The sequence below is a fragment of the Krasilnikovia sp. M28-CT-15 genome (genome assembly GCF_047159595.1).
In the GTDB taxonomy this organism is placed as follows: domain Bacteria; phylum Actinomycetota; class Actinomycetes; order Mycobacteriales; family Micromonosporaceae; genus Actinoplanes.
On sequence record NZ_BAAGAK010000001.1, the window covers coordinates 900,442 to 920,677 of the forward strand.

The following is a 20,236-nucleotide window of genomic DNA, read 5'->3' on the forward strand; positions in this document are numbered from 1 at the left end:
ATGTCCTCCTTCTGTGGTGGTCCGGCGGGCGCCGCGACCACCGTCGACGGTAAGCACCCCGCGGGAGCCGTCCCTCAGCCCGCGGGTGGAGATCTGGCGGACACCTCCCGTAAGGGGGACCCGTACCCGCTGCCACTCGTTGTTAACGTGGGGGTCGGCTACGACGTCCATGAGGAGGCGCGCGGTGATGCAGCGGTGACCCAGGCCGTGCTCTGCGGCAGCACGGGCAACGACCTCGACCCGGACGCGGCGGCCCGCCTTGCCGACAGCCTGACCGCCGCCCTGCTCGAGGCCGGCGCGACCGTGCTGGTGTCACCCGCGAGCGCCGAGGACGTGCCGGCCCAGTTGCGCCACCTCGCCCAGCTGGCAACGGAGTACAGCCCGGGCGCCGGGGACGATGGCGGTCAGCGGCTGCTCGTGGTCGCGGACGACCTCGTCGCCCATCACAGTCTGCTATGGACGCTGGCGACCGAGCCCGCCGGGCGCAGCACCGCCCTGGTGGCCCCGGCCGAGCACGGCGACCTGCGCGAGGATCGCGGTCGGCTGGTGCCCGCCCCGGACGCCGACGGCACGGTCCGGTTCCTCGGCGCTCTCTGCATCGCCCCGGCCGACCTGCCGCTGCTGGCGTCCGCCGCCACCCGGGCGGCGGACACGCTGACCGACTCCGCCGACGGCGCCGGCTCCGACCCCGCGAGCGGGGTGGTCACCGGCGTCCGCAACGCCGTGGACGCCCTGCTGCCCGTGCTGCTGGACGCCGGGCTGGTGCCGATCGCCACCCGGGTCCGGCTGCTGCGGGCCACCCGGGTCGGCACGGACGCCGAGCTGAGCGCGGCCCGCGCCGAGGTCGCCGCGGTGGACGAGGACGCGGCCCGGCTGCGGGAGGCGGTCAAGGAACGCGACGACTTCTTCACCACGTACGCGGTCAGCAGCTGGTCGCCGGTGGTCACCCGGGCGTGTGCCCGGATCGGCCTGACCCCGACCGGGGTGACGTGGCTGTCGGTGCTGTTCGCGGTGGCCGCCGCGCTGGCGTTCTGGCAGGCGTCGCGGCCCGCCATGATCGCCGGGGCGGTGCTGCTGTACCTCGGCTTCGTGCTCGACTGCGTGGACGGGCAGCTGGCCCGCTACACCCGGCGCTTCGGCGCGTTCGGCGGCTGGCTGGACACGATGGCCGACCGGGCCAAGGAGTACGTGGCCTACGCCGGGCTGGCCGCCGGGGCGGAACGCATCGGGCTCCCGTACGCGTGGCCGCTGGCGATCGCGGCGATCGTGCTGCAGACCGTCCGCCACATGACCGACGCCTGGTACGGCGTGCTGCACGACGAGGCTGCCGCCCGCCGCGGCGCCGGTACGGCGGGCAACGAGGGCGCGGGCGGGGTCGGCGCGCGGCTGAGCCGGGCCTCCAACCGGGTGCAGGCGGACACGGGTTCGATGGCGTACTGGCTGAAGCGGATCGTGGTGTTCCCGATCGGTGAGCGGTGGGCGCTGATCGCGGTGCTGGCGGCGCTGGCGAACGGGCGGGTCGCGCTCATCGGGGTGCTGGCCTGGGGCGCGTGCGCGTTCGCGTACACGCTGGGGCTGCGTTCGTTGCGGGCGCTGTCGATGCGCGTCGCCGTGCTGGACCGGCCGGACCGGGCGCGGCACCGCGACGACGGCCCGCTGGTCCGGCTGGTCCTCGCGCGGGCGGGCTGGTCCGCGCCGCTGGCCCTCGCGGCGGCGGCAGCGCTGGTGCCCGCGGTGCTGAGCGTGGTGCTGCTGGTCGCCACGCCGCCGGTCGGGGTGTCCCGGGTGGCGCTGGCGGTGGCGGCGGTGCTCGTGCTGGGTGCCGGGCTGGCGGCACGGGCGCCGCACGACGGGCCGCTCGACTGGCTCGTGCCCGCGGCGCTGCGCGCGGCCGAGTATCTGACCGTCGTGGCGGTCTCGCTGGTCGGCGGAGTGTCCACGCCGGTCACGTACGCGCTGTTGTTCGCGCTGGCGCTGCGGCACTACGACGTGACGGCACGGATGGAGAAGGCGGCGCCCGCGGCCGCTGCGACGGGCGCGGTGCTCGGTTGGGACGGCCGGGTGCTGCTGCTGACCGTGGCGGGGGTGGCGGGCCTGGCCACGGACGTCGAGGCGGTGCTGGCGCTGTGGGTGGCGGGCGCGGTGGTCGTGCAGGCCGTTGTGGACCGGCGGGCGGCCCGCTCGTAACGCAGCGCATCGGACGGTTCGCTGCCGCCGTGACGGAGCGCGATGGCCCGTTCCACGCGCAGCGTGAACGTTGATCTCCGTAACTACCTGGTGACAGTGTGCGAATGGAACGTTCACCCGATGGCTGCGCGTCGATACCGATGGTCACAGTAGGCCGGATCGCTCGGGTGAGGCCCGGATCATGGGTCGCGCAGCTGCAGGAGGTGGACGGTGTCGACCGTCTCGCTCAAGGACGTCACCAAGGTCTGGCCCGGTGGCACTCTGGCCGTCGACAAGGTCAGCATGGAGGTCAACGACGGCGAGTTCCTCGTGCTGCTGGGTCCGTCCGGGTGCGGCAAGTCCACCGTGCTGCGCATGATCGCCGGGCTGGAGGACCCCACCGCGGGCGAGATCCTGCTCAACGGTGAGCCGGTCCTGGACGTGCCACCGCGCGATCGCAGCATCGCGATGGTCTTCCAGGACTTCGCGCTGTATCCGCACATGACCGTCGGCGACAACATCGGCTTCCCGCTCAAGCTCTCCGGGGTCGATCCGGTCCCCCGGATGGAACGCATCGGCGACGTGGCCAGCGCGCTCGGCATCGCCGAGGTACTCGGGCGCAAACCGGGACAGCTCTCCGGCGGCCAGCGCCAGCGGGTCGCCATGGGCCGCGCGATCGTGCGCCGCCCGGGCCTGTTCCTGATGGACGAGCCGCTGTCCAACCTGGACAGCGGCCTGCGCGCCGAGCTGCGCGCCGAGATCACCGGGCTGACCCGCGAGCTGGGCGTCACCACGATGTACGTGACCCACGACCAGGCCGAGGCGCTGACCATGGCCGACCGGGTGGCGATCATGCGCCGGGGCGTGCTGCAGGACATCGGCACCCCCACCGAGGTGTACGGCCGCCCCGCCACCCTGTACGTCGCCGCATTCCTCGGCGCCCCCCGGATGAACCTGCTGGAAGCCCAGGTGTACGTGCACCTCGACCGGTACGTCGCGCTGAACTTCGGCGAGCAGGCCCTGTACCTGCCGTGGACCGACATCCGGGCCCGGGCGGTCGCCCGCTACCACGGCGAACGGATCGTGGTGGGGGTGCGGGCCGAGGCGCTCACCCCGGTGTCACCGGACACCCGGGGCGACGTGCTGCACGGCCGGATCCGCTTCCTGGAGCACCACGGGCACGAGTCGCTGGCGTTCCTGGACATCGGCGCGACCGCGATCGTCGTCGACGAGCTGGGCGCGACGGTGCCGCGGGAGGCACTGCCGGGCGGGGCGCTGCGCCGTTTCGGGGGCGCGCTGCAGCGCCTGGCCGGGCGCGGCGGGTCTGCCGTGGCGACCGTCGAGCCCGGCGGCGGCCAGCGCACCAGCGTGCTGAACGACCCGGGGCGTCATCACCGGCGTCCGGCGGAGCTGGCGGTGCGGCTGGCGCCGTACCCCGCCGTGTCGCCGGGGTATCCGCTGTCGGTCTCGGTGCGCATGGATGCGTTGCATTTCTTCGACGACCGCGGGGACCGGATCGACATCGGCTGGCGCTGAGGACTGTCGAATTCTTGACTCCATGGTCTAACCTCACCCGCACGTCGATGCGATGGCGTATCGACGTCGCTTCCGTGAGGGGTCAGCATGGCTAATTCGTCCGGGTTGCTCGTGATCGAACGCATCCTGCGGGACCGCCAGGGCATCTGGCAGCAGGTGGTGGAGGACCGGGGGCTCACCCGCCTGACCGGTCAGATGTTGATCAGTACGGTCATCGCGCTCGCCTGCTACGGCGCGGTGCTCGGCTCGTTCCACAGTGTGCTGATGGCGTTGACCTCCGCGCTGAAACTGCCGCTGCTGTTCCTGGTCACGCTGGCCATCTGCCTGCCCACGCTGTACCTGTTCAACCTCGTCTTCGGCGCCCGGCTGTCGGTGCGGCAGTCGCTGTCGCTGGTGATGGTGGCGCTGACCGTCACCGCCATGCTGGCCGTCGCGTTCGCGCCGATCAGCCTGTTCTTCCTCATCACGGCGCCCGACTACGGCTTCTTCAAGCTGCTCAACGTGGCGATCCTGGCGCTGTCGGCGCTGGTCGGGCTGCGCTTCCTGACCGGCGGCATGAAGGTGCTCAACGACCACGGCCTGCTGGCCCCCCGGCCCGCTCCGGCCCCCGCTCCCGCCACTACGCCCCCAGCTCCCGCCGCGGCGGTTCCGCCCACCGACCCGGCCGGTCCCGCCGACCCGGCCGGTCCCGCCGGCCCGGCCGTGCCCGCCCCGGCGGTCACCGTGCCCGCCAACGGCAGCGGCGGCACCGCCACCCTGACCGTCCCGGCGCAGGCCCCGGTGCAGGTGCCGGCGGGCTACCAGCTCGTCCCGAACCCGCACCTTCGACCGGTGCCCCGTCCCCAGGCCACGGCCACGCCGCCCAGCATGGCGCTGCTGTACGTCTGGATCCTGCTGTTCGGCTTCGTCGGCACCCAGCTGGCCTGGACGCTGCGGCCGTTCTTCGGCAGCCCGGGCATGAAGTTCAGCCTGTACCGGGACATCGACGGCAACTTCTACGCGGAGATCTTCCGGACCATCGCGCACCTCTTCTGAGCCTCCCGGTCGGATTGTCGCCTGCCGTGCCGGCGCCGCAGCGCGTAGGCTGCTCGCTGGTGGAGGAGAGAATTGGCTCATGCGCGAGCCAGGAGACGCTGCGGCCGACTGCCGGGAGGCAGGATCCGGCCGCGGGTCCGGCCGCGTCGCCCACCTCCGCAGGGCCGGTGCTGCTCGACCGTACGTTCGGCCGCGACGACATCACGGCGGTCCGGCACGAGGTGACCGACCGCCTCACCGCGGCCGGTATCGCGGGTGACCGCCTGCACGGGTTCGTGCTGGCGGTCAACGAGGTGATCACGAATGTCGTGCTGCACGCCGGCGGTCACGGGCGCATCGTCGTCTGGGTGACCGCCGGCTCGGCGTGGTGCACCGTGACCGACTCCGGGCCGGGCATTCCGGAACGCTTCCTGGGCCGCCCCGGAGTGCCGGAGGCGTTCGAGGTCGGCGGCCGGGGCATCTGGCTGGCACACCAGTTGTGCGACGAGGTCACGATCGCCACCGGCCCGATCGGGACCACCATCGGGCTCCGGATCGGCCTGGGTCCAGCTCACCGGCCCTGAGTGGAGCAACGAAGCCCCACCCCCGACTTAACAAAGCGGAATCGCCGGGAAAATGTGAGCGGGCCTTTCCGCCGCGAAGCGCGGGCGGCGCGACTACATTGGGCCAGTGCTCGGACTTCCACCTCATGTCACCGCATGCCTCTTCGACCTTGATGGCGTACTGACCCAGACCGCGCTCGTGCACAATGCCGCCTGGAAGCAGACGTTCGACGCGTTCCTGCGCACCTGGTCGGCCGAGAACGGGCAGGCATTCGTGCCGTTCGACGACGGCACCGACTACCACCGCTATGTCGACGGGCGGCAGCGCGCGGACGGCGTGCGTAGTTTCCTCGCTTCCCGGGGTATCACCCTGCCGGAGGGCACACCCGGCGACGGTCCCGACGCAGTGACCGTCAACGGCATCGGCAACCGCAAGAACGAGCTGGTCCTGCAGAAGATCAAAGAGGGGGCGGTGCAGGTCTACCCGGGCTCGGTGGACTACCTGAACGCCGCGAAGTCGGCCGGTCTGCGCCGCGCCGTCGTCTCGGCCAGCGCCAACTGCAAGGACGTGCTGGCGGCCGCCGGCATCGCCGACCTCCTGGAGGCGCGCGTGGACGGCGTCACCGCCCGCGAGCACCAGCTGCCCGGCAAGCCCGCCCCGGATACCTTCCAGTACGGCGCAAAGCTGCTTGACACACCCCCCGAACATTGCGCAGTGTTCGAGGACGCCCAGGCCGGAGTGGCGGCCGGGCGCGCGGGCGGCTTCGGCATCGTCGTCGGGGTCGACCGGGTGGGCCAGGCTCAGGCGCTGCTCGACCACGGCGCCGACATCGTCGTACAAGATCTTTCCGAACTGCTCACGCGCTGACAGCGTTGACAGATTCACAGACTCTCTTCATCGCGTTACGAGAGGCACTACCGTGATCCGTGAACGGGCCTATCCCGTCGACCCGTGGCACATCCGGGAGACCCGGCTCGACCTGGACCTGCTGGCCCAGTCCGAGTCGGTCTTCGCGCTGTCCAACGGCCACATCGGGATACGCGGGAATCTCGAGGAGGGCGAGCCGCACGGCCTGCCCGGCACGTACCTGAACTCGTTCTACGAGCTGCGGCCGCTGCCGTACGCCGAGGCCGGGTACGGCTTCCCCGAGTCCGGCCAGACGATGATCAACGTGACCAACGCCAAGCTGATGCGGCTGCTCGTCGACGACGAGCCGCTCGACGTCCGGTACGGCGAACTGCGCTCCCACGAGCGCGTCCTGGACCTGCGCGCCGGGACCCTGGAACGCACCGCCGAGTGGGTGTCGCCCTCCGGACAGGCGATCCGGATCCGCACCGTCCGGCTGGTCTCGTTCACCCAGCGCGCCGTGGTCGCGTTCCTGTACGAGGTCGAGCCGCTGGACGCCTCGGCCCGGCTGATCCTGCAGTCGGAGCTGGTCGCCAACGAGCAGCTGCCGCCCACGAGCAAGGACCCGCGGGTGGCCGCGGTGCTGGATCACCCGCTCGAGGCCGAGGAGATGCTGGAGCAGCGCACCGGCGGCCTGCTGGTGCACCGCACCAAGGCCAGCGACCTGCGGATGGCCGCGGCCATGGAGCACCTCGTGGAGGCCCCCGGCCGCCACGCGGTCACCACCGAGGGCCATCCCGACTGGCTGCGCACCACCGTGGCCTGCAAGCTCGAACCGGGCCAGCGGCTGCGCGTGGTCAAGCTGGCCGCGTACGGGTGGTCCAGCAACCGCTCGCTGCCCGCCGTCCGCGACCAGGTCGGCGCCGCGCTGGCCAGCGCCCGGCTCGACGGCTGGGACGGTCTGGTCGAGGCCCAGCGCGAATTCCTGGACCAGTTCTGGGACCACTCCGACGTCAAGGTCGAGGGTGACCCGGAGGTGCAGCAGGCGGTGCGCTTCGGTCTGTTCCACACGCTGCAGGCGGGTGCCCGTGCCGAGCAGCGCCCGATCGGCTCCAAGGGGCTGACCGGCCCCGGCTACGACGGGCACACGTTCTGGGACGCCGAGACGTTCGTGCTGCCCGCGCTGACCTACACCCAGCCGTCCGCGGCGGCCGACGTACTGCGCTGGCGGCACTCGACGCTGGATCTCGCCCGGGAGCGGGCGCAGACGCTGGGCCTGCAGGGTGCCGCGTTCCCGTGGCGCACGATCCGTGGCCAGGAGTGCTCGGCGTACTGGCCCGCGGGCACGGCCGGCTTCCACATCGGGGCGGACATCGCCGACGCGGTGCGCCGCTACGTGCAGGCCACCGGTGATCTCGATTTCGAGCGTGAGATCGGGCTGGAACTGCTCGTCGAGACCGCCCGGTTGTGGCGGTCGCTCGGCCACCACGACCGGCACGGCCGGTTCCACATCGACGGGGTCACCGGGCCGGACGAGTACACCGCCGTGGTGGACGACAACGTCTACACCAACCTGATGGCGCAGCAGAACATGTTCGCCGCCGCGGACGCCTGCCAGCGCCACCCGGAGGTGGCCCGCAAGCTGGGCGTGGACGACGAGGAGTCGGCGTCGTGGCGGGACGCGGCCGCGTCGGTGCACATCCCGTACGACCGGGAGCTGGGGGTGCACCAGCAGTCGGAGGGCTTCACCCGGCTGCAGGAGTGGGACTTCGAGAACACCCCGCCGGAGGCGTACCCGCTGCTGATGAACTACCCGTACTTCGACCTGTACCGCAAGCAGGTGATCAAGCAGGCGGACCTGGTCATGGCGATGTACGTGCGCGGCGACGCCTTCACCCCGGAGGAGAAGGCCCGCAACTTCGCGTACTACGAGGCCCGGACCGTCCGCGACTCGTCGCTGTCGGCGTGCGTCCAGGCGGTGCTGGCCGCCGAGGTGGGGCATCTGGAGCTGTCCCACGACTACCTCGGCGAGGCCGCCCTGATGGACCTGCACGACCTGCACCGCAACGCCCGCGACGGGGTGCACGTCGCGTCCCTGGCGGGTTCGTGGGTCGCGCTGGTCGCCGGGCTGGGCGGGATGCGGGACTTCAACGGTCAGCTGTCGTTCGCGCCCCGGCTGCCGAGCCGGATCAACCGGCTGGACTTCTCGCTGCTCTGGCACGGCAAGCGGCTGCGGGTCGACGTGACGCCGGACGAGGTGACGTATTCGCTGCGTAACGGCGGCGGGGCGGCCCGGCTGGAGCTGGTGCACCACGGCAAGGAGATCGAGGTGACCCAGGTCAAGCCGGTGACCGTACCGATCCCGTCGGCGCCGCCGATCGGCGCCGCCCCGCGGCAGCCCGCGGGTCGCGCGCCGGTGCGCCGGGTCGGCGCCAGCGGCTGAGCCGACCACGCAGACGGCCCCCGTCCGCGCGGGACGGGGGCCGTTATGCGTGCGTCAGAGCAGCGACACGTGTACGTGGTCGGTGTGCGCGCTCGGCCCGTGGTAGGTGTGCCAGCCCGTGGCCGGGAACCAGATCTGCTTGAACCAGATGACGTAGTAGATCCCGAGCCGGTCCGCGTTGCGGACCAGGAACGCCATGAGGTTGTTGCCGTAGTTCTTCATGTCCGTGTTGTGCGCGACCGAGAACCCGCTCTTCTGCAGCGACCAGTCGCAGGCGCGGCCCTTCGGGTGCTCGAACGGGCCGCCGTCCCGGTGACAGCCGACGAATCGATTGAATCCCGCCTTCTTCACCTCTTTGTAGAGGTGGAAGGTGCGCGGTGTGATGCAGCCGCCCGTCGTGGGGTCGTTGACCGTGCACGATTCGGGGGAGAAGCCGCCGTCGGAGTTGCGCGGGGCCGGTGCGGCCTCCGGCGACTTGGCCACCACGAACCCACCGGTGAGGCTTTCGCCGCCGACCAGCGCGAGCGCCTTGTCGGCGCTCTCCTTCTGCTTCTTCATCGCGGCGAGGTTCTGCTGTTGCGCCTTGATCTCAGCGTCCAGCCGCGCCTTGGTCGTGGTGACCAGGTCGATCGCGGTGTTCAGCTCGTGCAGCTTCTCGTCGTTGATCGAGTTGATCTCTTCGAGCGAGATGGCCTTCCTGAGGAACGCGTCCGAGCTGTTCGCGTTGAGCAGGTAGCTCATGGCCGACAGGTTCCCGGTGCGGTACTGCTGTCCGGCCACCGCGCCGACCTCGGGGATCAGCAGGTCGCGCTTGGCCTCCGCGTTGCGCACATCGATGGCGAGCGCCAGCTGGGTCTTCGTCGACTTCGCGACCGCGGCCTTGGCGGCGACGAAGCGCCGGTTGGTGGACTCCATCACATCGCTGAGCAGCGGGGTGGCCTTGCCCTCGTCGGGCGTGGCGGTGCCGCTGCCGGGCGCGGCGCTGGCCGGCGCGGCCGGCGCCACGAGCATCGTCAACGCGACGAGTGGTGCCAGGGCCACGGTCAGCCACCGGCGGTGTCTAGCCGTCATTCTCTTCCTTCCACGTAACCGCCGACCGGGTTAGCTGACGGGTTCGGGACGGAAGCGATCCCTACCGCGCGGGTGGCGCGGATTCACCCCACAAACGTGGTTCCCCGGCTCGCCCGAGGGCGATTAGGCGGTGGCCTGCCGGCACCCTTGGGGGTGGTGCCTTCCTGGCAGTGACCGGCGGCCAGCTTACCTGACGAATCAAGGGGCCGACCGGTGCCAAATGCGTTACCAGCCAACAACTTTCCGTGACTCGCGCGAGGAAATCCTTGGTGCCGTGGCCGTAACGCCGGTCAATGTGAATCGTTGCGTTTCTCTCGCCGCGTCGACTCATTGTCAGCACTCGGTAACCGACAGTACGACCCCTGTCGATTCTGGCGAGGCTGGGTATTCTTCGACACGGTCTCCGTTTCATAACGACGCCAGGAAAGGCGTCGGCGGAAACCACCGCCTAATCGCCCACGGGCGAGCCGGGGAACCACGTTTGTGGGGTGAATCCGCGCCACCCGCGCGGTAGGGGCCACTTCCGTCCCGAACCCGTCAGCTAACCCGGTCGGCGGCCGACGGAAGGAAGGCATGTGCGGCACACCCCTGCCCGACGGCTGTGGGCGACGCTCCTGGCCCTCATGGTCCTCGTCGCCGGTCCGGCCGTCGCCGGTCCGGCTCCCGCCTCCGCAGCCCCCCGGCCGCTGGCCGCCCCGGGTGACACCGGTGACGACGGCGAGGGCGGCAGTAAATCCCTCATCGAGGCGCTCGAGTCGGCGTCGCGTGGATTCACCGACGCCAAGGACGCCCTGGCGCGGTCCAAGTCGCGCCAGGTCGAACTGACCGCCGCGCTGCAGCGGCTCGACACCGAACTGGGCCCGCGTCAGGCCGCGCTGGACGAGATCGTGGCGCAGAGCTACCGGACCGGGCGGCTCGGGCCGATGACCGCCCTGCTGACCGCGTCGGACTCCGGCACCCTGCTGGACCGGGCCGACACCCTGCAATCGGTCGCGGTGCGTCAGGACGCGGCGATGCGCGACCTGAAGCAGACCCGCGACGGCCAGGCCAAGGCGAAGCTGGCGATCGACGCCACGATCCGCGACCAGCAGAAGCAGCTCAACGTCATGGCCCGGCGCAAGGCGCAGGCCGAGGCGGCGCTGAAGGCCGCGGGTGGAGGCCAGGACGTCGCGGGGCCGAGCGGCGGCGGCAGCAGCACCAAGTCCGCCACGGCTCCCCGCAACCTGGGCACCGGCTGCACCGTGGACGACCCCACGACCACCGGCTGCATCACGCCCCGCCTGCAGTTCGCCATGGGGCAGGCGAAGAGTGCCGGATTCACGCACTTCGTCAAGTGCTTCCGGCACCAGAGCTTCGGGGAGCATCCCAAGGGGCGGGCGTGTGACTTCGCTGCCGACAAGGGCACCTTCGGTGGAGTGGCCTCCGGCGCCAGCCGCACGTACGGCGACCGGCTGGCGAACTACTTCATCGACAACGCCGACCGTATCGGCGTGCTGTATGTCATCTGGTTCCGCCGGATCTGGCTGCCCAGCAGCGGCTGGAAGGCGTACACCCGGGGCAACGGTGACCCGTCCAGCGACCACACCAACCACGTGCACCTGTCGGTGCGCTGAGCGCGGAACGCGAGGAGGCGGGACCTACCGGCGCATGTAGGTCTCGTACTCCTTCATCACGTCCTCGGTCGGGCCGTCCGCGCGGATGACGCCGGACTCCAGCCAGATCGAGCGCTCACAGGTGTCCCGGATCGACTGCTCGCTGTGGCTCACCAGGAACACCGTGCCGGCCTCCTCGCGCAGGTCGCGGACCCGCTGCTCGCTGCGGCGGCGGAACTTGGCATCACCGGTGGCCAGCGCCTCGTCGATGAGCAGCACGTCGTGCTTCTTGGCCGCCGCGATGGCGAAGCGCAGCCGGGCCGACATGCCGGACGAGTACGTCTTCATCGGCAGGGAGCTGAAGTCGCCACGCTCGTTGATGCCGGAGAACTCGATGATGTCGGCGGTCTTCTCTTTCACCTCGGCCGGGCTCATGCCCATCGCGAGGCAGCCCAGCAGGACGTTGCGCTCGCCGGGCAGGTCGTTCATCAGCGCGGCGTTCACGCCCAGCAGCGAGGGCTGCCCGGCCGCGTAGATCGTGCCCCGGTCCACCGGTAGCAGCCCGGCGATCGCCCGCAGCAGGGTGGACTTGCCGGAGCCGTTGCTGCCGATGAGCCCGATCGCCTCGCCCTTGTACGCGACGAAGCTCACGCCCTTGACCGCGTGCACCTCGCGGACCGCGCCGGACTTCTGACCCGTGACGATCCGTTTGAAGCTGGCCACCGGGCTGTTCGCACCGGCCGCCGCGGAGCCGTACACCCGGTAGACGACGTGGGCGTCGTCGGCGATGACGGTGGGTACCCGCCCGGTTGTCTCAGCCACGGCCGTACCCCTTCTCTCCGCGCCAGAAGTAGACGAACCCGCCGACGCCGACGATCAGCGTCCACGCGATCGACTGGATCCACAGCCGGGTCGGCGTGTCGGCGAGCGGGACGTCCTCCATCAGCGCGTGCCGCATCAGCTCGATGAAGACCAGCATCGGATTCGCCTCGACCAGGCGCAGCTGCCAGCCGTGCAGGTGCTTCTCGAACTGTTCCACGGAGTAGATGACGGCGGAGCTGTACATCCAGATGCGCATGATGAACGGGACCAGCTGCTTGACGTCTGTGATCTTGGAGCCGAGCCGGGCGGTCAGCATGGCGAGACCCATGTTGAAGATCGTCTGTAGCAGCAGCACGGGCACGATCAGCAGCCATTCGAACGTGAGTGGCTCGCCCGTGATCAGCACGATGCTCATGAGTACGGCCATGGAGGCGATCAGGTTGCGCGCCTCGACCAGCACGACGGCCAGTGGCAGGCTCGCGCGGGGGAAGTGCAGCGCCCGGATCAGGCCGAGATTGTTCGTGACCGCCACGACGCCGCCCTGCACCACCGACGAGGTGAAGCCGAAGACGAACACGCCGGTGCACAGGTAGGCGATGAAGTTGTCCATGTCCTTGGTGCCGGCCAGGATGACGCCGAAGATCAGGTAGTACACCGCCGCGTTGAACAGCGGCGTCAGCACCTGCCAGAGCATTCCCAGCCGGGTGTTGCCCAGCGAGGAGGAGACCTTGGCGTTGGCGTACGCCCCGATGAAGTGCCGGTAGGCCCACAGCTGCCGGATGTAGAGGGGGAGGCCGGGCAGGGCGCCGGCCGCGCTCAGGCCGTGCCGCTTGGCCAGCTCCTTCATAGGCAGACCGGTGTCGTTGCCGGCGACCGCCGTCTGGGCCATGGGGTGGCGCTCCGATCTCGTCGGCCGGGCTGAGATGTCCGGCCTCGGGGGTTTGCGCGTGAACACACTAGCGAGGTGATGTCGTTGAAACGGCATCGTATCGACGTGACGCCGACGGTAACCCAGCAAACGGCGGAACGCAACCGTAGCGTCCTTGCGCTATATTGCCTCCGTGGCGACCGGGAAACGAGCACCTGCCGGAGCGGCGGTCCTGCGCGGAGACATCACCGTGGCGATCCGCAACGCGGTGATGAAAGAGCTGGCCGAGGTCGGTTACGGCCGCCTCTCCATCGAGGCGGTCGCGCGCCGGGCCGGGGTCGGTAAGACCGCGATCTACCGCCGGTGGAGCAACAAACTCGAGATGGTACTCGAGATCGTCTCGGATGTGGCCGAGCGAGCCGTGCCGCTTCCCGACACCGGCACCTTCGCCGGTGACCTCCGGCTGCTCCTCATGATCGCGAGCAAGGCGCTGCAGCACCGGATGGCCTCCCAGATCATCCCCGACCTGATGGCCGAGGCCGCCCGCAACCCGCAGATCGCCGAGACGCTCCAGCGGGCCCTGCACACCCACCAGCACGCGGTCGGCGACAAGCTGGTCGGCCAGGCGATCGCCCGCGGGGAACTGCCCGCCGACGCCGACCCCGACGTGGCCGTGGACCTGATCCTCGGCCCGCTCTACTGGCGCGTCGCGGTGGCCCGTACCCCGATCGACGACGACTACCTGGAGAAGCTGGCCGTCGCGGTCACCCATGCGCTGCGGGGCGGTCGCTCGGCGGGCTGAGCCGGTCATCCTGGCGGTGTCCTCTCGGGGTGCCGACGTCCCGCAGATCGGTCCACCCGCCGGTCTGCTGAGCCCTTACCCCGGTGGTGCTGCGCGCAACCCGGTGCCGCGGGCGATCCGGTGACGTCGCCAAACCCACCGGAGGTCCGCCCTCAGCGCAGCCGCGTCACGGCCGATCAGTGCGTTGATCAGGCCGCGGTGACGGAGGAGCGTGCATGCGGGGAAAGCAGCTGGTGGCATTGCTCGTGCCGCTCACCCTCGGCGGATGCGGGGTGATCGGACTCACCGCCGCGACGCCCTCGCCCGGCACCACGACCCCCGCGCCGGGTTCCACCGGCAGCTGGATCGTCGTGACCAGCGGCTCGGCGACCCCCAGCGCGGGCGTGACCTATCCCTCCCGCGCGACGACGCTGCCCCCGGTGTCGTTCCCCGCCAGCGCCGGAAGTTCCTGCCCGCCCGCGCCGAACGGCCAGGTCGTCATCCCGGTCACGGTGACACCGGGCGTCCGGTCCCTCACCGTGACCTGGCCCCGCCGCAGCGCCACCGGCTACCGGGTCACCGCGGTGCCGCAGCGGCTCGTCACGGGCGCGCAGCCGGGCTACACCTGGACGAGCGTGCCGGCCACCGGCGCGGGATGCAGCGTCTCCACCAGGATCACCGGGCTCATTTCGGGCGAGCCGTACGTCGTGTGGCTGGACGCGCAGGGCACCGGGGGCCTGACCGACGGCACCCGCAACCCGTACAGCGGCGCCTCCGGAGTGGTCTACCCCAACTGAGCCGTCACGAGGCGACCGTGTTGCGGCCGCTCCACTTGGCCGCGTACAGGCGCTCGTCCGCCGCGCGGAACAGTGCGTCCCCGCCCATCCCCGGCGCCATCGCCGCCACGCCGACGCTGACCGTCAGGCGGCTGCCCGCCAGGATGTCCGCCCGGGCGACCGCGGACCGGATGCGCTCGGCGACCTCGCGGCCCGCGACCGCGTCGCCGCGCAGGAACACCACGAACTCGTCGCCCGCGTAGCGCACCGGCACGTCCTCGGCCCGGCAGTGGGCCCGCAGGATGGCCGCCACCTCGCGCAGCACGTGGTCACCGGCGATGTGCGAGTACGCGTCGTTGACCGCCTTGAAATGATCCAGGTCGATGAGCAGCAGTGCCAGCGGCGGCGCGGTCCGCCCCGCATCTATGCGGTGCAGTACGGAGTCGAAGCGCCGCCGGTTGCCCAGGCCGGTGAGCGGGTCCCGCATGATCTCCCGTTCGGCGCGTCGCCGGGCGGTCTCCAGCTCCTCGCGTTGGCGGGCCTGGCGCAGCATCGCCAGCCGGTGCAGCCGCAGCCGCCACAGCTGCAATACCTGACTCTCGACCGCCTCGAACAGGTCGCGGCCGGACTGGCAGTCGTCGATCTCCCGCGCGGTCTGCGCCATCTCGAACCGGATGATCAGCGGCTCGTCGGGGCGTGCGCCGTACGCGCACAACTCGCGGGCGGCGATGAGTTCGCGGCGGGCCTCGGCCAGCTGACCCTGGGCCCGGAGGCTGACGCCGAGGGCCAGATGGGCGACGCGGGCGTACTGGTGGTTCTCGCCCGCCCGCAACGGCATGATCGACTCGCGCGCCAGCTTCTCCGCCGGGATGACGTCGCCGAGCTTGGCCAGCGCCAGGGCCAGCATCGCCGTCGTGCCCGCGTCACCCGGCGGTCCGGCCTCCTCCAGGTGCTGCCGGGTGATCTCGGCGCTGTGCCGCAGCCGCGCGGCTCCCTCGCCGGTCCGCCCGACGTGCCCCAGCCGCAGCCCCCAGTACAGCAGTGTGCCCGCGTGCACCAGCCGGAACGCCCGCGAGGCGTCGCTGAGCTGCTCGTACGTGGTGGCGGCGGTCTCGTACATCTCCGCGGTGGTGGCGGCCTCGGCGAACGAGCAGAGCGCCGAGCGGCGCCGGTCGCCGTCGAAGGTGCTGCGGTCGAGCAGCACCCCGGCGCGGGCCAGGTGGTGCAGGCCGTCGATGTCCTGGCCGCTCAACACCTTCACGCGGGCGAGGTCGCACAGCGCCTTGGCCTCCCCGAGTGCCGAGCCGGCCCGCTGGTGGTGGCGCAACAGCCGCTCGCCGAGGGCGGTCGCCTCGGCCAGGCGGCCCATCTCCAGGTTGGCGTACATCTTGCCCTGTAGGAGGAACGGCAGCGTACGGGAGTCGCCGGTCGCGGCGGCCAGCACCGCGTACGCGTCGGCCGCGTCGATGGCCTCCCGGCACCGGCCGGTGTTCGCCATCACGTGCACGCGCACGGCCAGCAGGTGCAGCGGCCCGAACGCGGTGACGGGCACCGGCAGCCGATCGACGGCGGTGCTGTCCCTCATGCCACCCAGTATTGACCGCTTGCTGGTCAGGCCGTACTCGTGGACCGTTTCGCCGGAGTTTGCGCGTACCGGGCGAGGCCGTCGACGAGCAGATCGAGTCCGAACAGGAACCGTTCGTCGCCATCGCCGCCGGTCATGTCGCGGGCGTGCCGGTGCAGGTGCGGAAAGTGCTGCGGGGGCAGGCTTTCGTAGTAGCTGGCGAGCTGCTCGACCCAGTGGGCGAAGTACTGCTCGGGGTCCTTGCCGGTGGCCTCGATGCTCGCCTGCCGCAGCGAACTCTCGTACACCTCGGCGACCAGGTACAGGAAGATGCGGTCGACCGCCCAACCGGCGATCTTGGGTGGGATCCCGCCGGCCAGCAGGACCGCCATCGTCGCCTCGGTGATCCGCAGCGCGTTGGGTCCGATGGGGACGGTGGCCAGCGCGGCGCGGGCGAGGTCGCGGTACGCCATCAGCCGGGTGTAGCTCTCCCGCACCATCTGCTTGACCTGCTCGGGCCAGCGGACCGGGTCGGGCTCCGGGACCTCGATGCCGGCGCAGGCCCGGTCGAACATCAGGTCGAGCAGCTCGTCCCTGTTCGCCACGTGGGCGTACAGGCTGGACGGGCCCGTGCCGAACTCGGCCGCCACCCGCCGCATGCTGGCCGCCTCGACCCCTTCGGCCGCGACGATCCGCAGCCCGGCCTCGACGATCTGGTCGCGGGACAGTGGGGGTCGCGCGGCGCGGGGACGGCGGGCGGTCCCGTGGCGCCACGGCGGCGAGGGCAGGTCCGGCTCGGTCATCGCGGCCCATATTAGTTGACGCGAACGGTGTTCGTCTGTAGAACGGTGTTCGTCAACACGAACACTGTTCTTTCCATCGGGGGTAGCAAATGCAGGCGGTACTGGAAGAGGCCAGGACGCCGTACAGATGGCGGTGGGTCGCGCTCTTCGTGATCCTGGCGGTCGAGGTCATGGACCTGCTGGACTCGCTCGTCACGACGATCGCCGGCCCGGTCATCCGCGCGGAGCTGGGCGGCTCACTGAGCCTCATCCAGTGGCTCGGCGCGGCGTACACGCTGGCCATGGCGATCGGCCTGCTGACCGGCGGACGGCTCGGCGACATCTACGGCCGCCGCCGGATGTTCCTGGTCGGTGCGGCCGGCTTCACCGTGGCCTCGCTGCTGTGCGCCATGGCCTGGAGTCCGGGGGTGCTCATCGGCGCGCGGGCGGTGCAAGGGCTGTTCGGGGCGGTGATGCTGCCGCAGGGCCTCGGCATGATCAAGCAGATGTTCTCCGACAAGGAGCAGGCCAAGGCGTTCGGCGCGTTCGGGCCCGTCATGGGACTGTCCGCGGTCGGTGGCCCCATCCTGGCGGGCTGGCTCGTCGACGCCGACTACTTCGGCGCGGGCTGGCGCATGATCTTCTTCATCAACCTGCCGCTCGGGCTGTTCGCGATCGCCGGAGCGCTGCGCTTCCTGCCCGAGTACCGCGCCGAGCGCACCCCGCGGCTCGACGTGGCCGGGGTGCTGCTGGCCGCGGTCGGCGCGTTCCTGGTGCTCTACCCGCTCGTGCAGGGGCGCGAGCTGGACTGGCCCGCATGGGTGTTCGTCATGCTCGCGGCGGGCATCGTCCTGTTCGTGGCGTTCGGCCGCTACGAGGCCGCCCGCGAGCGGCGCGGACGCGATCCGCTGGTGACGCCGAGCCTGTTCCGCAAGCGTGCGTTCACCGGCGGGCTGGCGCTGGGCCTGTTCTTCTTCGCCGTACTGATCGGCACCGGCCTGGTGTTCACGCTCTACCTGCAGGTCGGGCTCGGGTACTCGCCGCTGAAGGCGGGCCTGACCACGCTGCCGCAGGCGCTGGGCACGGTCTTCGGATTCGTGGCCGCGGGCGCCGGGCTCAGCGAGCGGCTCGGCCGCCGGTTGCTGCTGATCGGCACGGTCGTGATGGGGGCGGGCATGATCGGTGTCGGCCTCACCGTCCGGGGGGCGGGCGCGGACATCAGCCCGTACCAGCTGAGCCCGGCCCTGCTGGTGATGGGCGCGGGCATGGGGCTCGCGATGGCGCCGTTCTTCGCCATCGTGCTGGCCGGCGTCGACGACGCCGAGACCGGCTCGGCGTCCGGGGCGCTGACCTCGGTGCAGCAGCTCGGTGGCGCGTTCGGCATCGCCGTACTCGGGACGATCTTCTTCGGGTTGCTGCCCGGCGCGGTGACGCACCACGTCGACACGTCGGCGGGCGACCTGCGCGCCCAGCTCACCGCTGCCGCCGTGCCGCCCGCGGCGCAGCCCGCGATCATCGCGGGGATCCGCGCCTGCCTCGCCGACCGCGTCGCCGAGGACGACCCGGAGGTGCAACCGGCGTCCTGCCGGGCCGCCGCCGCGTCCGGCGCGTCGGCCCCGGGGGGCGCCGAAATCGCCGGGTACGCCGAGCGCGCGGTGCGCGACGGCTTCCGGGACGTGACCGTGCGCACGCTCGGGGTGGCGCTCGGCCTGCTCGTCGCGGCGTTCGCGTTGGCCTTCCTGCTGCCCCGCCGGGCCCGGCCCGAAGCCGCGGGGCACTGACCGGTCCTTCGGTCCCCGGGCGCGGCGCTCCCCCGCCCGGGGGCGGTCGGCCGGGCCCGATGGGCGGGGTCGCGGCGGCCTCGCCAATCGGCTACTTCGGACAGTCAGCGCATTTCTCCCGCCGCCCCGGCCCGTGGCGGATTCCTGGCTCCAGGGCCCGATTCACGCGGGACCCGAAAGAGCCTCGAGCCACTTTGCCTCTTTCGTGGCAGTAGGGAGTTGAGCGCAGAGCGACGATGTGGACACTCGACGTGGTCACATCCGCCTCAGGCATCACCAGATCGGTCCGCAGCCTCAGCCGTTAAGGCGGAAAAGCAGCTCAGCGGGGGCGGACGCGATCGAGGACGTTATATCGTCGGCTCCGCCGCCGAGAACCGGTGCCGGAGGTATCCCCTCGCCCACCGCCTCCGGATCCCCCCGATGAACGAGGACGGACAAGTGTCGATCTCCCGCCGCGGCGTTATCGCCGCCGGCTTAGCCGTGGTCACCGTTGGATCGATGAGCGTCGTCTGGACGCTCAACGCCAGCGCGGCCGAGAGTCCCGACGACGTGACCGCGGTGGCGTCCGCGAGCGCGGAACCGTCCGGTGCCGCCACGGAGCCGTCCAGCGGCGGTGCCGATCCGTCCACCTCCACCGCCGGTTCGGATGCCCCCGGCGCGGACCCGAGCGGGAGCCCGGATCCGTCCGCCGTCGCCGCCGAGGATGTGAGCAGCCCACCGGCCCGGCTCCCGTGGGGCGGCCGCCCGGTCGCCGTCACCCGGGCCGAGCCCGGCGCCAACAGCGCCAAGGTCGCCGCCGAGGGCGCGGACATCGCCGCCGCCGACAAGTCCGGCTCCACCGAGGCCGCGCCGGAGTTCTCCCCCAAGGGCAGCAACTCCCGGTGGGGCTCCATCCGGTCCGCGCGCACCTCGGTCGTCGCGCCGGTCCCGCCGCCGCTGGCCGAGCCGGTGCCCGGTGTGGGCTCGCAGGTCAACTTCCTGTACGGGGTCGGGTCCCAGAACGCCGAGACCGACGGCACGTACGCGAACTTCTCCATCGCCAAGCCGAAGCTGGCCACCGGCGACTACCACACCCTGGCCGAACTCAGCGTGCAGTCCGCCGACGGGGCGCAGATCGCCGAGGTGGGCTGGACCGTGGACCGCACGGTCAACGGCGACAGCGACCCACACCTCTTCGTCTACCACTGGGTGAACCGCAAGGAGACCTGCTACAACGCCTGCGGTTTCGTCCAGTACAGCCAGACCGTCAAGCCGGGCGACACCCTGCCGGATAACGCGAACAAGAAGTTCGGCATCCAGCACTTCAACGACGCCTGGTGGGTGGCGTACGACACGGAGTGGCTGGGGTACTTCCCGGACAGCCTGTGGAACGGGCAGTTCTCCCGTACCGGGCAGGTGCAGTACTTCGGGGAGGTGGCCTCGCCCAGCACTCAGCCGTGCAGCCACATGGGTAACGGCAAGGGCGCGGACAACGCCAGCGCGGCCCGGGTCGGCAGCGTGGCGTACATCAACGGGCCCGACGTCGACCTCAACGTCCGCGCCGTCGGCGGCGTCTACAGCGTGAGCAAGGCCAGTGCCCGGACCTTCCGGTACGGCGGCCCGGGGGCCTGCTGACCGGTCCCCGACGCCA

General features: G+C 71.2%; 16 protein-coding genes and 2 riboswitches. Of the genes, 11 read left to right on the forward strand and 5 right to left on the reverse strand.

Translation table 11 applies throughout. The features are described from left to right. From ACMCNO_RS04375 to ACMCNO_RS04400, 6 genes are all read left to right on the forward strand, one after another. Complete coding sequence (locus tag ACMCNO_RS04375; protein ID WP_412748127.1) at positions 1 to 2,187, forward strand: DUF5941 domain-containing protein; 2,187 nt, start codon at positions 1 to 3, stop codon at positions 2,185 to 2,187. Between the two features lie 210 nt (positions 2,188 to 2,397). Continuing rightward, positions 2,398 to 3,702, forward strand: coding sequence for an ABC transporter ATP-binding protein (locus ACMCNO_RS04380; protein ID WP_412748128.1), 1,305 nt, complete (start codon positions 2,398 to 2,400; stop codon positions 3,700 to 3,702). Positions 3,703 to 3,789: 87 nt separating this feature from the next. After that, positions 3,790 to 4,737: a hypothetical protein gene (locus ACMCNO_RS04385; protein WP_412748129.1), complete on the forward strand. Its 948-nt coding sequence runs from the start codon at positions 3,790 to 3,792 to the stop codon at positions 4,735 to 4,737. Positions 4,738 to 4,796: 59 nt separating this feature from the next. Continuing rightward, the gene (locus ACMCNO_RS04390) at positions 4,797 to 5,300 is read left to right on the forward strand and encodes an ATP-binding protein (protein WP_412748130.1); all 504 of its coding nucleotides are present in this window, start codon (positions 4,797 to 4,799) and stop codon (positions 5,298 to 5,300) included. Positions 5,301 to 5,406: 106 nt separating this feature from the next. Further along, positions 5,407 to 6,147 carry a beta-phosphoglucomutase family hydrolase gene (locus ACMCNO_RS04395; protein ID WP_412748131.1) on the forward strand — a complete coding sequence of 247 codons (741 nt, stop codon included), beginning with the start codon at positions 5,407 to 5,409 and terminating at the stop codon, positions 6,145 to 6,147. A gap of 52 nt (positions 6,148 to 6,199) precedes the next feature. Beyond that, complete coding sequence (locus ACMCNO_RS04400; protein WP_412748132.1) at positions 6,200 to 8,569, forward strand: glycoside hydrolase family 65 protein; 2,370 nt, start codon at positions 6,200 to 6,202, stop codon at positions 8,567 to 8,569. A gap of 54 nt (positions 8,570 to 8,623) precedes the next feature. On the opposite strand, the gene ACMCNO_RS04405 is transcribed toward ACMCNO_RS04400, so the two are convergent. Next, positions 8,624 to 9,640 (reverse strand): coiled-coil domain-containing protein, encoded by a 1,017-nt coding sequence (locus ACMCNO_RS04405; RefSeq protein WP_412748133.1) that lies wholly within the window; start codon positions 9,638 to 9,640, stop codon positions 8,624 to 8,626. 2 nt (positions 9,641 to 9,642) lie between these two features. Beyond that, a riboswitch (cyclic di-AMP (ydaO/yuaA leader) is annotated at positions 9,643 to 9,780 on the reverse strand. Positions 9,781 to 10,075: 295 nt separating this feature from the next. Beyond that, a riboswitch (cyclic di-AMP (ydaO/yuaA leader) is annotated at positions 10,076 to 10,212 on the forward strand. Positions 10,213 to 10,215: 3 nt separating this feature from the next. Between ACMCNO_RS04405 and ACMCNO_RS04410 the strand changes: the two genes are divergently transcribed. Then, entirely contained in the window at positions 10,216 to 11,253 is a 1,038-nt protein-coding gene (locus tag ACMCNO_RS04410; RefSeq protein ID WP_412748134.1) for a coiled-coil domain-containing protein, read from the forward strand. A gap of 24 nt (positions 11,254 to 11,277) precedes the next feature. Here the strand turns inward: ACMCNO_RS04410 and ACMCNO_RS04415 are convergent, their stop codons facing one another. Together ACMCNO_RS04415 and ACMCNO_RS04420 are read right to left on the reverse strand one after the other, a co-directional pair. Beyond that, entirely contained in the window at positions 11,278 to 12,054 is a 777-nt protein-coding gene (locus ACMCNO_RS04415; protein ID WP_412748135.1) for an ABC transporter ATP-binding protein, read from the reverse strand. Then, positions 12,047 to 12,943: an ABC transporter permease gene (locus ACMCNO_RS04420; protein WP_412748136.1), complete on the reverse strand. Its 897-nt coding sequence runs from the start codon at positions 12,941 to 12,943 to the stop codon at positions 12,047 to 12,049. The genes ACMCNO_RS04415 and ACMCNO_RS04420 overlap by 8 nt, the downstream gene beginning before the upstream one ends. A 172-nt stretch (positions 12,944 to 13,115) precedes the next feature. On the opposite strand from ACMCNO_RS04420, the gene ACMCNO_RS04425 reads away from it, so the two are divergent. Continuing rightward, complete coding sequence (locus ACMCNO_RS04425; RefSeq protein ID WP_412748137.1) at positions 13,116 to 13,724, forward strand: TetR/AcrR family transcriptional regulator; 609 nt, start codon at positions 13,116 to 13,118, stop codon at positions 13,722 to 13,724. Positions 13,725 to 13,939: 215 nt separating this feature from the next. After that, on the forward strand, positions 13,940 to 14,500 hold the full coding sequence (locus ACMCNO_RS04430) for a hypothetical protein (RefSeq protein ID WP_412748138.1): 561 nt from the start codon (positions 13,940 to 13,942) through the stop codon (positions 14,498 to 14,500). 4 nt (positions 14,501 to 14,504) lie between these two features. Here ACMCNO_RS04430 and ACMCNO_RS04435 read toward each other — a convergent pair whose 3' ends face one another. After that, entirely contained in the window at positions 14,505 to 16,064 is a 1,560-nt protein-coding gene (locus tag ACMCNO_RS04435) for a GGDEF domain-containing protein (protein WP_412748139.1), read from the reverse strand. Between the two features lie 26 nt (positions 16,065 to 16,090). Beyond that, a complete protein-coding gene (locus ACMCNO_RS04440; RefSeq protein WP_412748140.1) occupies positions 16,091 to 16,846 on the reverse strand; it encodes a TetR/AcrR family transcriptional regulator C-terminal domain-containing protein in 756 nt (251 codons plus the stop codon). 89 nt (positions 16,847 to 16,935) lie between these two features. On the opposite strand from ACMCNO_RS04440, the gene ACMCNO_RS04445 reads away from it, so the two are divergent. Both ACMCNO_RS04445 and ACMCNO_RS04450 read left to right on the forward strand, forming a co-directional pair. After that, complete coding sequence (locus ACMCNO_RS04445; protein ID WP_412748141.1) at positions 16,936 to 18,606, forward strand: MFS transporter; 1,671 nt, start codon at positions 16,936 to 16,938, stop codon at positions 18,604 to 18,606. Positions 18,607 to 19,104: 498 nt separating this feature from the next. After that, on the forward strand, positions 19,105 to 20,220 hold the full coding sequence (locus tag ACMCNO_RS04450; protein ID WP_412748142.1) for a neprosin family prolyl endopeptidase: 1,116 nt from the start codon (positions 19,105 to 19,107) through the stop codon (positions 20,218 to 20,220). The last annotated feature ends 16 nt before the right edge of the window (positions 20,221 to 20,236 follow it).

Bases quoted from the DNA above. Each gene is read 5' to 3' on its own strand.
- ACMCNO_RS04375 (WP_412748127.1), top strand. From the start codon at position 1: ATGTCCTCCTTCTGTGGTGGTCCGGCGGGCGCCGCGACCACCGTCGAC.
- ACMCNO_RS04385 (WP_412748129.1), top strand. From the start codon at position 3,790: ATGGCTAATTCGTCCGGGTTGCTCGTGATCGAACGCATCCTGCGGGAC.
- ACMCNO_RS04405 (WP_412748133.1), bottom strand. From the start codon at position 9,640: ATGACGGCTAGACACCGCCGGTGGCTGACCGTGGCCCTGGCACCACTC.
- ACMCNO_RS04420 (WP_412748136.1), bottom strand. From the start codon at position 12,943: ATGGCCCAGACGGCGGTCGCCGGCAACGACACCGGTCTGCCTATGAAG.
- ACMCNO_RS04430 (WP_412748138.1), top strand. From the start codon at position 13,940: ATGCGGGGAAAGCAGCTGGTGGCATTGCTCGTGCCGCTCACCCTCGGC.
- ACMCNO_RS04435 (WP_412748139.1), bottom strand. From the start codon at position 16,064: ATGAGGGACAGCACCGCCGTCGATCGGCTGCCGGTGCCCGTCACCGCG.
- ACMCNO_RS04440 (WP_412748140.1), bottom strand. From the start codon at position 16,846: ATGACCGAGCCGGACCTGCCCTCGCCGCCGTGGCGCCACGGGACCGCC.
- ACMCNO_RS04445 (WP_412748141.1), top strand. From the start codon at position 16,936: ATGCAGGCGGTACTGGAAGAGGCCAGGACGCCGTACAGATGGCGGTGG.
- ACMCNO_RS04450 (WP_412748142.1), top strand. From the start codon at position 19,105: ATGAGCGTCGTCTGGACGCTCAACGCCAGCGCGGCCGAGAGTCCCGAC.